Here is an 11,848-nt window from a genome sequence, read left to right as displayed (position 1 = left end):
CTCTCAGTAGAAAAATTAGAAGACTTAGGAGAAGCATTGCTAGACTTTGAGACTCAAGCTGACTTAATCAATTGGCTTAATCAAGCCTAGAATATTCGGGAAAGGTCATTTAAAACTCCTATATTTTTTTCTTAATTGCTCGGAAAATTGAGAGCTTTATTGAATAGGGCAAGGTCTTATAAATTAATCACGCCATCTCCAAGAAAATCCTGACGTTGCTGATTTGAATTCTGAATCTTCTTAGGTGAGATTTTCACAACCTAGACCAAAACTAACTTTTGGATAGGACACACATTTGGCATTCATAGCTTGATTCAGCAACGCCGAATAATCTTATACTACTCCTAATCACTTCTTCTCTCTTGACAATGACCTTAAAAACCGATCACGGTAAAAGCCATCCCGTCGGTGCGACTGTCTTGGCCGATGGTGTCAACTTCTCACTATTTTCTAAATATGCCACTGCGATCGAATTATTATTATTTGATGATACTAATTCTCCCGTACCTAGCCGGACTATTCTCCTCACCCCGCAAACAAACCGCACCTTTTTCTATTGGCATATTTTCGTTCACGGCATTGGAGTCGGTCAAGTGTATGCTTATCGAGTCTATGGTCCGGATAATCCGGCCCAGGGTCATCGCTTCGATCCTGATAAAGTAGTTCTCGATCCCTATGCGAAAGCGATTGTCGGTGCGGAAATTTATGATCGACAAGCTGCCAGCGAAAAAGGCGATAATTGTCATCGAGCTTTGCGGGGTCTGGTAGTGGATCCGGACCGCTACGATTGGGAAGATGACGCACCGCTACGCACTCCCTACTCTGCCAGTTTTATCTACGAAATGCACGTCGGTGGCTTTACTCGTAACCCGAATTCCGGCGTTAGCGAGGAAAAAAGAGGTACTTTTGCGGGATTAATCGAAAAAATACCCTATTTGACCAACCTAGGCATTACTGCCGTGGAATTGTTACCGATTCATTACTTTGATCCCGCTGCCGCTATGCCGGGGTTAACTAACTATTGGGGTTATAGCACGATCGGCTTTTTTGCGCCCCATGCCGGTTACAGTAGCGATCGCTCACCCCTGGGTCCTTTGAATGAATTTCGCGATCTGGTGAAAGCTTTACACAAAGCGGGGATCGAAGTGATTCTCGATGTGGTTTTCAATCATACCGCCGAGGGGGACGAAATCGGGCCGACTCTTTCCTTGAAAGGTATCGATAATCGCACCTACTACATCCTCGATGCGGTCGATAAAAGCCTCTATAGCAACTATACTGGCTGTGGTAACACCCTCAAGGGCAGTCATCCCATTGTTGGCAAAATGATTCTCGATTGTTTGCGCTATTGGGTGTCGGAAATGCACGTCGATGGTTTTCGCTTTGACCTGGCGGCCGTATTATCGCGCAATGTGGACGGGGAACCGATTCTGCAAAAAGGTTATAACATGATCTGGGCGATCGAATCGGATCCAGTCTTAGCCGGGACAAAATTAATCGCTGAAGCCTGGGATGCGGCAGGATTGTATAGTGTCGGTCAATTTGTTGAATTTGCCGATTGGTTTTCCGAGTGGAATGGGCCTTTTCGCGATGATGTGCGCGCTTTTGTCCGGGGAGATACCGGCATAGTCAGCAAATTAGCGGCGCGGATTTTAGGAAGCCCCGACATATACCACAGACCCGATACCGATGTCAATAGAAGTATAAATTTTGTTACCTGTCACGACGGCTTTACCCTTAACGATCTAGTTTCCTACGACGAGAAACACAACGAGGCTAACGGCGAGGAGAATCGGGACGGTTGCAACGATAATTTTAGCTGGAATTGTGGGGTAGAAGGGGAAACCAATAACGAGGCGATTAAAACCCTGCGACTGCAACAAATAAAAAATCTCTTAACGATCCTGTTTATTTCCCAAGGAACACCTATGCTGTTGATGGGGGACGAAGTGCGACGCACCCAAAAGGGCAACAATAACGCCTATTGTCAGGATAACCAGTTAAGTTGGTTCGATTGGAGTGCGGTAGAGCAAGAGTTCGATCTTTGGTGTTTCGTAAGGAGACTGATCGATTTTAATAAAAAATTAGCTCTTTTCCGTCAGGAAAAATTGCTAGAAGTCACCTATACCAGTCTTGAACCCCATCTCAGTTGGCATGGCGTACAGTTGAGTAAACCCGATTGGTCGGAAGATTCCCACAGTTTAGCTTTTTCCCTGCGTCATCCCAAGGCGAATGAGTATTTACACATTATGCTGAACGCTTACTGGGAATCTCTCAACTTCCAGTTACCCCCCTTGGGACAAGGGGAAAAATGGCATCGCGTCATCGATACTGCTGGGCAATTGTCCGAGGCAGCCTGTGATTTAGATGCCGAGGCCGCTGTTGAATCGGAAACCTATCGGGTGCAAGCGCGTTCGGCGGTAGTTTTAATCGTTAAACCAGTATAACAAGGGGAGAGATATTGCCCGATCGAGCGATCTTGAATGCTTTAACTAATGAACAATGGCATCAATTCAATCGTCAAGTGGAAAAACGTTATTTATTTGCGGAGCAATAGCTGAAATGATGCGGCTTTCATTAGCGAAACGGGTATCGATTCTCTCTTTGTGTTTAATTGGTTTTTCCCTGCCTTGGACCGCGTTCAGCGTTTCACCGGTACAGGCGAACCTAGAACCGAATGCGATCGCTATTGGTGATCCCGTCCGAGAAGAAAAGCAAGCTCGGCAGTTAGTAGAATGGTTGGGAACTAAACAATACGACAAAGTTATTGCAGCTTTGTCACCCCAACTAAAACCCCTCTGGACTGCCGAAAAACTGCAAAAGGTCTGGGAAAGCCAAGTCACTGACAATACTGGACCGTTTAAGCGCATTGTCAAAAGCAAGCTACTCGATGCTATCAATGCCAATTTGGTGATTGTCACCGTTGAATTTGAGAAACTCACTGAAGATGTGGTAATTACCTTTAACCGGTCTGGTCAGGTAATTGCCGCCGATTTTCCCGAATTTCGTAGTATTTCTGAGATTGGCGCTGCTTTTGTCACGTCCTTGGTCAACAAAGACTACGGCCTGGCCAGAGGTTTTTTACACCCTTTCCTGAAAGCTGAGGTTTTCCCCACCAGAGTACAAGGCGCTTGGGAGAATTTACTTAAGCGTACTGGCCCCGTGCGTCGGATCGTGGGAACTCAGGTCAGAAAAGGTGCGGATACAGACGGTGTGGCTCTGGTGTTGGTGACGATTCAATTTGAAAAACTGACGGATACTTTAATCCTCGTTTTTGATGATCAAAAGCAGATTGTCAACGTGGATTTCCCTTTAGGCAATTAGTAATCAGCCGAAATTACCCCGTAAATTGAGTTGGAGACGATAAGTTATGTTAGATAAAATCGAAGTTCCCATCGAAGCGATCGCAGCTAGGGAGATTCTAGATTCCCGCGGCCGTCCCACTATCGAAGCGGAAGTGCTGTTAGAATCGGGGGCGCTCGGTTTGGCCCAGGTTCCCAGTGGTGCTTCTACGGGTAGTTTTGAAGCCCACGAATTGCGCGACGATGATCCCCAGCGTTACGGTGGTAAGGGTGTCCTAAAAGCGGTTCGCAATGTCCACGAAAAAATTGTCCCGGTTTTGGAGGGGATGAATGCTTTCGACCAAGCTAGTATCGATTTAGCTATGATCGATCGCGATGGCACGGCCAATAAACGAGAATTAGGGGCTAATGCTATCCTAGCCGTCTCTCTAGCTACGGCCAAAGCGGCGGCGGCGGATCTGGGCTTGCCTCTCTATCGTTATCTCGGCGGTCCGATGGCCAATGTACTACCCGTCCCGATGATGAACGTGATCAATGGTGGTTCTCACGCTGATAATAACGTCGATTTTCAGGAGTTTATGATCTTCCCCATCGGGGCCGATTCTTTTAAGGAAGGTTTGCGTTGGGGAGCGGAAGTATTCGCCGCTTTGGGTAAGGCCTTGCACGAACGCAAATTACTGACCGGTGTGGGCGATGAGGGCGGTTATGCTCCTAATTTGGCTTCAAATCAGGAAGCTTTGGATATTTTGATCGAATCGATCGAACGTGCTGGTTATAAACCGGGGTCGCAGGTGGCTTTAGCTATGGATGTGGCCGCCAGTGAATTCTATCGGGATGGTCAATACATCTACGATGGTTCTGCCCATTCTCCCGCCGAAATGGTGGATTTTTTGGCTAGTTTAGTCGATCGCTATCCGATTATTTCTATTGAAGACGGTTTACACGAGGAGGATTGGGATAACTGGAAATTATTGACCGATAAACTGGGGGCGCGGATTCAGTTGGTGGGCGATGATTTGATGGTAACTAATCCTATCCGTCTGCAAAAAGCGATCGATCTGGGTATTGCTAACTCGATCCTGATTAAACTCAATCAGATCGGTTCTTTGACGGAAACCCTACAAACGATCGCCCTGGCTACCCGTCACGGTTATCGTTCTGTCATCAGTCATCGTTCCGGAGAAACGGAAGACACTACGATCGCAGATCTGGCGGTGGCTACTAATGCCGGACAGATTAAAACTGGTTCTCTCAGTCGCAGTGAACGGGTGGCTAAGTATAATCGCTTATTACGCATCGAAGCAGAATTGGGCGATCGGGCGGTGTACGCGCCGAAAGTCGGTTTGGGTCCAAAATTCTTGGCCTAAAATTTGCAAAAAGTCTTGCAGTGATCGAAAAAGGGTGTTATAGTAAAGGCACTGATAACTGATAACTGGTCACTGACTATTGTGGTACTTCGCTGAAACCCTTTTCGGCGAAGTATTTATTTGTGGCCTTTTTCTGCCCAAAGGTATGATTTTTGGATCAAAGGTGTTATACTAAAGGTACTGATAACTGATAACTGGTCACTGACTATTGTGGTACTTCGCTGGAACCTTTTTCGGCGAAGTATTTATTTAAGAGGGTGTTGACCAGAGAGAGGACGATTGGCGCACCGATAAAAGCCACTAAACCCTTAACTGCGAATCCCGGGACGAGGATCGAGGCTAACCAGAAACAAAAGCTATTGAGAACAAGGATAAAGCCACCGAGGGTGAGAATAGTAATCGGTAGGGAAAGCAGCCCTAGAATCGGTTTAACCAGTGCGTTGACTCAACCAATAACTGCCCCCGCAACCATGGCCACAATAATCGCCACTATTTTATACCAACTTCAAGGAGAGCAAGCTTAATATAGAATTAAGGTTCACTAAAGTCTTTTTGAGGTACAAGCAATGTTTCTTCGCCTAGTTTGTGCGTTTTTTTTGCCGCCCTTAGCCGTATTTTTGACTACGGGACTGAGTTTAGACTTTGTTATTAACATCATCTTAACTTTAATCGGTTATGTCCCCGGCATTATCCACGCTTTCTGGATTGTCTCCAAAGAAGCGGAGAATTCCTAATTAGCACCCCAGGAGATGCCAATTTTTCTAGTCGCTGCATTAGACATCTCCAATAATGAAGATTTTAGCTTGATGGATCGGGCTTCTAGCCTGATTTCTGGAGAGGTGTATTACACGCGGTTAATAGGACAAAATTAACCGGACATATCGAACGGAGTCTTTGATCTAGATGCTTAAAGACTGATTGAGGATAAAATACCCAGTTTCAATGGACAAGAGCTTATCTAATGGCAAGGAGAGAGTTAAACGGCTCTCTCCTTAATTATTGCTATTCGTCGTCGTCGCTGGCACCAACTTGCTTGAGATGAATATGTTTTCTCCCCAAAGTAATTTCAAATTCATCTCCCGGTTTGAGTCCCATTTTTTTGGTGTAGGCCGAACCGATTAGGAGATTATTATTGGATTGGACACTGATCCGGTAGCTGGCCGAGCGCCCACCTCGTCCGTGGCCATTGGCACTGCTATCTAAGTCAATTCCCTCGGCATCGATTAAAGCATTGAGAAATTTCATCATATTAACGCGTTCAATACCATTTTTTGTCATGGTATAGTAGCCGCATTCCCGAGCTTTTTCCTCTTTGCTGAGGTTGCCTAGCTGTTTAACTTTCTCAATTAGTTCGAGGCCAGTCAGGGGTTCTGGATTAGTAGTTTTGTTCATTTAAGTTCGCGGCAGATAAGTAAAGGTTAGGGTCATCAAGGCCAGTCGAGGAGAATTGCTTCCCCTGACCAGAAACAATCGGGTTACGATTGCTCTCTACACTCATCTTACACGGTATAAACTAAAAATTATCACTTGCTTGAGGAAATTGATTGTAATTGATTACACGGGATCTCTCGATCAAAATCTTAACAGAATTTATCAATGTTTATCGAGATGCCGGGGTAAGGGAGGTTAGTCTTTCTGTCATCAATGAGAGCAGGGGGTAGGATAGAGATCAAGAGGTAAAAATGAGGGATAATGAAGCTGACAACTAGGGGTCACTATAGTGTTAAAGCCTTGCTGGATCTTAGTTTACAACCGAGGGGAACTCCCGTATCGGTAAAATCGATCGCCCTGCGTCAAGATATCCCGGCCGCTTATCTAGAGAAATTGCTGATAGAAATGCGACGAGCGGGGTTAGTTCGCTCCTTTCGGGGCGCACAAGGGGGTTATCAATTGGCTAGGCCGGCAAATCGGATCTCGTTGGGGCAAATTTTAGAGGCAGTGGGAGAGACGATCGAGCCATTATCAGGCTATCATCCCAGGGACGAACAGGCAGAAGATTGGGTGACATTTACTATCTGGAAACACCTACACGAGAAATTAAAAGAGGCCCTAGGGAAGATTACTTTAGCCGATTTATACTACGATGCCCGTAGCTGGATCGCCGCTAGGGGAGAGGAAACCAGCTTTATTGTTTAGTAGTTTAGAAGTTATGACAGCAATAACACAAGCAAAGATTTATGGGGGGGGTTGTCACTGTGGAGCGATCCGTTTTCAAGTGGCGATCGAGCATGATCAAGCTTTAGACTGTAATTGTTCCATTTGTCAGAAAAAAGGCTTTCTGCATCTGATTGTTCCTTCAGCACAATTTACCCTCCTAAGCGGTGAAGATTTCTTAAGTACCTATACATTTAATACCCACAGGGCCCAACATTATTTTTGTCGTGTTTGTGGTATTCATCCTTTCTATCGTCCTCGCTCCCATCCTGACGCTATAGATATAAACCTGCGCTGTTTGGATGGCAATGTCTTAGGCGATTTTCAGATCCAGTTCTTTGATGGGGCTAACTGGGAAGACAATATTGAGAAAATTCGGGCTATCGATGGGAAAAGGGAGTAATTGTGAAGGAAGCGGCAACGGCGATCATTTTAGTATTGGGGGCGGTTTTAGATTATCTGATCGGCGATCCCTGGGGATGGATTCATCCGGTGCAGGTGATGGGGGCGATTATTGCCGTTGCCACAAAAGTTATCCTTAATTGGACGCGGGAAAAAATCGGCCAACGTTTAGCGGGCATAATTCTGGGACTGGGTTTAATTATCTTGACTGGGGCCTTAACTTGGCTAGGAATCCAGTGGTTAGATCAGGTCAATTTGCTGCTGAGTTACCTAGTACAAGTGATTCTCCTGGCCAGTTGTTTAGCCGGCAGAAGTTTACGCAGGGCTGCCGAAACCGTCACCGCAGCTTTACAAGCGGAAAACATCACCTTAGCTCGTTGCCAACTAAGTTTATACGTTGGTCGCGACACAGATAATCTCGGCCGGGAAGAAATCCTCCGCGCCCTATTAGAAACCGTCAGTGAAAATGGTGTGGATGGAGTTACCGCGCCGCTTTTTTATGCCCTTCTCGGTGCTTTTCTGGGTGTGGGGGCAGTTCCCCTCGCTTGCGCTTATAAAGCCGCTAGTACCCTCGATTCGATGATTGGCTATCGTCGGCCACCCTACACCCATATGGGTTGGTTTAGTGCCAAAAGCGAGGATGTTTTGACATGGCTACCTTGTCGTTTGACGGTATTAACTCTCGCCCTAATTTCGGGCCAGCCGGGGCGGGTTTTAAGCATTTGTTGGCGCGATGCCCGTCGGGATCCTAGTCCTAATTCTGGTTGGAGTGAATGCGTCTATGGGGCGATTTTGGGGGTGCAATTGGGGGGTAAAAATCAATATCGGGGCCAGATTGTGGAAAAACCTTTATTGGGCGATAACCTCAAACCGATTACCGTCAAAACCGTCGAACAGGCTTTGAATTTAACTCGTACTTGTGTATTACTTTGGCTGGCGATCGCTGTCAGCTGCTTGATTGCTAGAGATTTTGCTCAATTGTAGCGACCAGAGGCGACGGCGTTGACGGGATTGACGCTGCCAGTAACGGATAATCAGGGAGAAGGTCAAGAATAGGGATTGCAGTATCTGTATCTGTCCGCAGAGACGTTGATAGTTTTGTCTGAGATAATAGGTTTTCGCCCCGGCGATGACAATATATTCGGGGGCGGGGTAAAAAATGTGGTGTAAACGTCGTTCCACCCGGTTTAAAATTTTGGTCACTCGCCCTAAAATCCGCCGCAATTGCCACAATTTCCAGACTAGAAAGCAATTAAATAAAGTTAAGCCTAGATTGAAGCCGAGGACAAAAAAGAACATGGTCGAGGCGATGGTCGAGTTATGCCAATTTTAACCCACATTCCCCACTTCAAAGTGTAGGGGAAAGAAATCTAAGAAGCTGCCCGCGTATTTAGGGTCTGCTGAATAAATCTAAAAACCTTGTTGGATAAGCTGTTCGTAATTTAAATTGCTTGTTGAGATCAGGCGGTCGGCAGGGGGCGGTCGGCGGTCGGCAGAAGGCGGTCGGCAGGAGTCAGGAGATAGGAGACAGGTTTTGGGGGTTGGGGTTTTGGGGTTTTGGGGTGTTAGTTCAATTTCCCCACTTCCCCCCCCAATTCATAATTCATAATTCATAATTCCCACACCCTACACCCCACACCCTGTCCCCACGAAAAACTTTTTGCCGCAGACCCTAGTTAGCGTCCGAGGGCGTGTAATCCGTTAATAATTTCGGCACAGCGCTCGGTAACTGCCTGTAAAGCTTCTCTTTTGTTAGAAATCGGTGGCGGCAGCACTTCCCCGATGCGAATAGTTAAGGGGATACTATGGGGAAAAGAAGAACCTTTTTGAAAAATCTTTTCTGTCCCCCACAAACTGACGGGTAACAGGGGAACTCCCGCTTTAGCGGCAATCATCGCCGCGCCTAGTTTTGGTTGATGGATCAATCCGTCCTCGGTGCGCGTTCCCTCCAGAAACAATCCCACTGCCCAGCCCGCCGCTAATGCTCCCATCGCCGCCCGAATTGCCCCACGATCACCACTGCCGCGTTTGACGGGATAGGCCCCATAAAGAGCGATCGCCTGTTTTAAAATCGGGATGGTAAATAATTCTTCTTTAGCCATATAAGCTACGGGACGACGCACGGCACAGGATAATAGGGGTGGATCGAAGTAACTGGCGTGATTGCAGACGATAATCAGAGGATGACGCTGGGGGACATTTTCCACTCCGTAAACGCGACCGCGAAAATAGCCGTGTAGGGTTGGGCTAACGATCGACCATTTAAAGAGATGATATAAAACTAAACTGGCAAAAGGTTCTCGCTCTTGAGGCTGGTTCATGACTGACAATTGTTCCCTAGACATGGAAAAGCCCTCGGGAGTCTTGCCGTGTTTCGACCCCAAGGACTTTGCTTTCTTCTCACTCCTCACACAATTAAAATATATAGCAATTTATGGGTTAGGGAAAGGTTAAGCGTGCCGCTTTCTTAACTGGCATAATTACTTAGCTAGGGTTGAGAGCGGCAAAAGGATTAGCAAGATGTGTAATACTAAATCCTGTTTAAAAAGTATAGGAAAGTTGAGAGGGGTGCGTGGGTAGCGGCTTAGCAGCAAGCGGGGAGAAACAATCCATAACTTGGGAGTTAATCGCACTATTAAAAACGGATTTGGTGTAATTAATTTTGCTTAGGTATTGAAAAAAAGTTGGGCTAAAATATAAAAGCCAAATCTAGTCAGAAAAAGAGAATTTTTATGGAAAAACAGGTAAATTGTGCTGTAGATTGCCTAAATGGTTGTATTTTAGGCGATAAATGCCCCAATCAAGCTCATGCCGCTGAAGCAGCCAAATTCATTGCCGAAACTTCTTTGGAAAAGATGCTAGAAATGGCAGAAGCCGCTAGACTAAAAAAACTGACGCAACCGACCCAATGGATTATTCCCGATGATTTCTAGGGTTTGGCCGGGGAACGGGGAACGGGGGTGTTGACGATGGTTAATTCGTATCTTCGCCCCAGGGCTATCCATAAGTTCTGGCTCAACGGGTTTCTGATTTAGGCCATCAGATACCGCTTTTTTTCCTCGCTCACTACCTCAGATGTACCCGGTCTCAAGCAGCAGAAAATGCCGTCACTCTAGGCATCTAGAGGACAGGACTAATACCAAATTTCTAAATTCCTGACAGACATAGAGCTTCTAAAATCCAAGACCATCCCGTTAAATACCCGATAGTGTCATTGGATAAACGATTTAAAAGAGCATCGAGTTTATCTCTTAAAGCATCAAGAGATTCAAAAGTTTCCCATGCCAGAAAATTTTTCAGGTACAGCCAAACTCTCTGTTGCGGGGTTAACTTCAGGACAACAAGAAGGTTGATAAAACAAGATAATATTGTCGGGAATTTCTAAGTGTCCCGCCATATGTGCAGGAGCGTTATCTACTTGTAAAATATGTAATTCATTGGGAAAAGCTGGCGATAGTTGTAATAGATATTCTCCGAAACAATCCCCATCTAAATGGGAGAATTCATAGAAGAAGCTTCTGCCCTGTCGAGGCTCTACAGCCCCGTACAGCCAAAAGCATTGGAAGTTATCTTGAAAATTACCAATCGGCTTAACTCCGAAAAGAGTTATTTTATTCCGAGCCATAGTGTGACCACCAAATCTACTTTCATCCTCGCACCAAAAACTTACTTTCTCGTAACGCTTTACTTTCTCGCTTTCCCTCTCTAGTAAAGCTTTTAGTCGTTTAGATAAGTTCGCTTTAAACTCATCTACTTCGCCAGGCAATTGTCTCGGATTTCGTGGTCTAGGTACTTTTAATTGAGCTTCCTAATTCCTCTCTAACGAGACGATAAACTGTTGTATAGCTGACGGAAATTTCTCGAACGACCGAGAGCCAAAAATAAATCTCTTTATAGCTGGTAAAACCCACTGGGTCTTTTAATTCGTTTTGTAAAAGAGCGACTTCTTCTACCGAAATCTTTTTCGGTCTTCCTGGTGGGTTTCCTTCAGATAATAATCGCTCGATTCCTCCTTTTTTTGTAAAAACTTAACCAGCGATGGATTGTTCTTTCCCCTCGTCCCATTAATACCGCTAAATGGCGAACCGTCTCTACCTCCCCCATCTTCAAAAAATATAAGGACTGTACTTTAGCGTAGGCTAAACTACTTTTTTGTTGTTTCATTAATTCTTTTAAATCTTCTACTGACTCAACAATATCAATTTTGGGTACGACTGGCATCGCTAATTTATACACTTAATCATCTTTTCTATAAGTATGCCATAGTTTTTGAAATTTGGTATAAGGCTATTACTAACCCGCACCTGTAGGGTTATAAAGTTATCAAGGTACTACATTTACCAAGCGGCTAATCCTCTAAACGTCTTACTGTCTAGTTTCTAGCCAACGAATCGCACCACACCCCACACCCTACACCCTCTTTCAAGTCAGGAGATTGCTTTTATTTATTCTCCCCATCTCCCCACTTCCCCACTTCCCCACTTCCCCACTTCCCCACTTCCCACTCTGCCATAACTACTCCCACATACTTTGTGCTTTTTGTCAAAAAAACTTTTTTTTTGCAATAAAACTACACAAAAAAAAGATCATCGTTGCCCGTGAAATTGACTGATTTACCCGTCT

General features: G+C 45.5%; 13 protein-coding genes and 1 pseudogene. 9 read left to right on the top strand and 5 right to left on the bottom strand.

Going from position 1 to position 11,848, the window contains the following annotated elements; genetic code table 11:
- The 4 genes from PX636_RS12485 to eno all read left to right on the top strand — a co-directional run.
- A partial coding sequence (locus PX636_RS12485; RefSeq protein ID WP_288117427.1) for a DUF4351 domain-containing protein occupies window positions 1–90 on the top strand: 90 nt, incomplete at its 5' end.
- 278 nt (window positions 91–368) lie between these two features.
- Window positions 369–2,447 (top strand): glycogen debranching protein GlgX, encoded by a 2,079-nt coding sequence (glgX, locus tag PX636_RS12480; protein WP_288117423.1) that lies wholly within the window; start codon window positions 369–371, stop codon window positions 2,445–2,447.
- A 115-nt stretch (window positions 2,448–2,562) separates the two neighbouring features.
- Window positions 2,563–3,324, top strand: a complete 762-nt coding sequence (locus PX636_RS12475) for a DUF3887 domain-containing protein (protein WP_288117421.1) — start codon at window positions 2,563–2,565, stop codon at window positions 3,322–3,324.
- Window positions 3,325–3,370: 46 nt separating this feature from the next.
- Window positions 3,371–4,669, top strand: coding sequence for a phosphopyruvate hydratase (gene eno, locus PX636_RS12470; protein WP_002798189.1), 1,299 nt, complete (start codon window positions 3,371–3,373; stop codon window positions 4,667–4,669).
- A 205-nt stretch (window positions 4,670–4,874) separates the two neighbouring features.
- Here eno and PX636_RS12465 read toward each other — a convergent pair whose 3' ends face one another.
- Window positions 4,875–5,105 carry a phage holin family protein gene (locus PX636_RS12465; protein ID WP_502882882.1) on the bottom strand — a complete coding sequence of 77 codons (231 nt, stop codon included), beginning with the start codon at window positions 5,103–5,105 and terminating at the stop codon, window positions 4,875–4,877.
- Between the two features lie 130 nt (window positions 5,106–5,235).
- On the opposite strand from PX636_RS12465, the gene PX636_RS12460 reads away from it, so the two are divergent.
- Window positions 5,236–5,403, top strand: a complete 168-nt coding sequence (locus PX636_RS12460) for a YqaE/Pmp3 family membrane protein (RefSeq protein ID WP_002798187.1) — start codon at window positions 5,236–5,238, stop codon at window positions 5,401–5,403.
- A 268-nt stretch (window positions 5,404–5,671) separates the two neighbouring features.
- Here the strand turns inward: PX636_RS12460 and PX636_RS12455 are convergent, their stop codons facing one another.
- Window positions 5,672–6,061 carry an AbrB family transcriptional regulator gene (locus PX636_RS12455; protein WP_002798186.1) on the bottom strand — a complete coding sequence of 130 codons (390 nt, stop codon included), beginning with the start codon at window positions 6,059–6,061 and terminating at the stop codon, window positions 5,672–5,674.
- Window positions 6,062–6,361: 300 nt separating this feature from the next.
- Between PX636_RS12455 and PX636_RS12450 the strand changes: the two genes are divergently transcribed.
- From PX636_RS12450 to cbiB, 3 genes are read left to right on the top strand one after another with little or no spacing between them, the layout of a single operon-like run.
- Window positions 6,362–6,805, top strand: coding sequence for an Rrf2 family transcriptional regulator (locus PX636_RS12450; RefSeq protein ID WP_002783777.1), 444 nt, complete (start codon window positions 6,362–6,364; stop codon window positions 6,803–6,805).
- Window positions 6,753–7,226: a GFA family protein gene (locus PX636_RS12445; protein WP_002798185.1), complete on the top strand. Its 474-nt coding sequence runs from the start codon at window positions 6,753–6,755 to the stop codon at window positions 7,224–7,226. Before PX636_RS12450 ends, PX636_RS12445 begins: the two co-directional genes overlap by 53 nt.
- A gap of 2 nt (window positions 7,227–7,228) precedes the next feature.
- The gene (gene cbiB / locus PX636_RS12440; RefSeq protein WP_288117419.1) at window positions 7,229–8,209 is read left to right on the top strand and encodes an adenosylcobinamide-phosphate synthase CbiB; all 981 of its coding nucleotides are present in this window, start codon (window positions 7,229–7,231) and stop codon (window positions 8,207–8,209) included.
- Here cbiB and PX636_RS12435 read toward each other — a convergent pair.
- A complete protein-coding gene (locus PX636_RS12435) occupies window positions 8,150–8,428 on the bottom strand; it encodes a hypothetical protein (RefSeq protein ID WP_288117417.1) in 279 nt (92 codons plus the stop codon). The two genes, cbiB and PX636_RS12435, sit on opposite strands and share 60 nt — an antisense overlap.
- Before the next feature lie 473 nt (window positions 8,429–8,901).
- Window positions 8,902–9,570 (bottom strand): lysophospholipid acyltransferase family protein, encoded by a 669-nt coding sequence (locus PX636_RS12430; RefSeq protein WP_288117415.1) that lies wholly within the window; start codon window positions 9,568–9,570, stop codon window positions 8,902–8,904.
- Window positions 9,571–9,957: 387 nt separating this feature from the next.
- Here PX636_RS12430 and PX636_RS12425 point away from each other — a divergent pair, with 387 nt between their 5' ends.
- Entirely contained in the window at window positions 9,958–10,158 is a 201-nt protein-coding gene (locus PX636_RS12425; protein WP_002798182.1) for a hypothetical protein, read from the top strand.
- Window positions 10,159–10,372: 214 nt separating this feature from the next.
- Here PX636_RS12425 and PX636_RS12420 read toward each other — a convergent pair.
- Window positions 10,373–11,446, bottom strand: a pseudogene (locus PX636_RS12420) (IS630 family transposase).
- Between the last annotated feature and the right edge of the window lie 402 nt (window positions 11,447–11,848).

Source organism: Microcystis sp. M53598_WE2 (assembly GCF_030067735.1).
GTDB classification, from domain to species: domain Bacteria; phylum Cyanobacteriota; class Cyanobacteriia; order Cyanobacteriales; family Microcystaceae; genus Microcystis; species Microcystis aeruginosa.
The sequence above is the reverse complement of the archived record's forward strand: the minus strand, read 5'-3'. Positions and strand labels throughout refer to the sequence as shown.

Bases quoted from the DNA above. Each gene is read 5' to 3' on its own strand.
- glgX (WP_288117423.1), top strand. From the start codon at position 369: ATGACCTTAAAAACCGATCACGGTAAAAGCCATCCCGTCGGTGCGACT.
- PX636_RS12475 (WP_288117421.1), top strand. From the start codon at position 2,563: ATGATGCGGCTTTCATTAGCGAAACGGGTATCGATTCTCTCTTTGTGT.
- eno (WP_002798189.1), top strand. From the start codon at position 3,371: ATGTTAGATAAAATCGAAGTTCCCATCGAAGCGATCGCAGCTAGGGAG.
- PX636_RS12460 (WP_002798187.1), top strand. From the start codon at position 5,236: ATGTTTCTTCGCCTAGTTTGTGCGTTTTTTTTGCCGCCCTTAGCCGTA.
- PX636_RS12455 (WP_002798186.1), bottom strand. From the start codon at position 6,061: ATGAACAAAACTACTAATCCAGAACCCCTGACTGGCCTCGAACTAATT.
- PX636_RS12450 (WP_002783777.1), top strand. From the start codon at position 6,362: ATGAAGCTGACAACTAGGGGTCACTATAGTGTTAAAGCCTTGCTGGAT.
- PX636_RS12445 (WP_002798185.1), top strand. From the start codon at position 6,753: ATGCCCGTAGCTGGATCGCCGCTAGGGGAGAGGAAACCAGCTTTATTG.
- PX636_RS12430 (WP_288117415.1), bottom strand. From the start codon at position 9,570: ATGTCTAGGGAACAATTGTCAGTCATGAACCAGCCTCAAGAGCGAGAA.
- PX636_RS12425 (WP_002798182.1), top strand. From the start codon at position 9,958: ATGGAAAAACAGGTAAATTGTGCTGTAGATTGCCTAAATGGTTGTATT.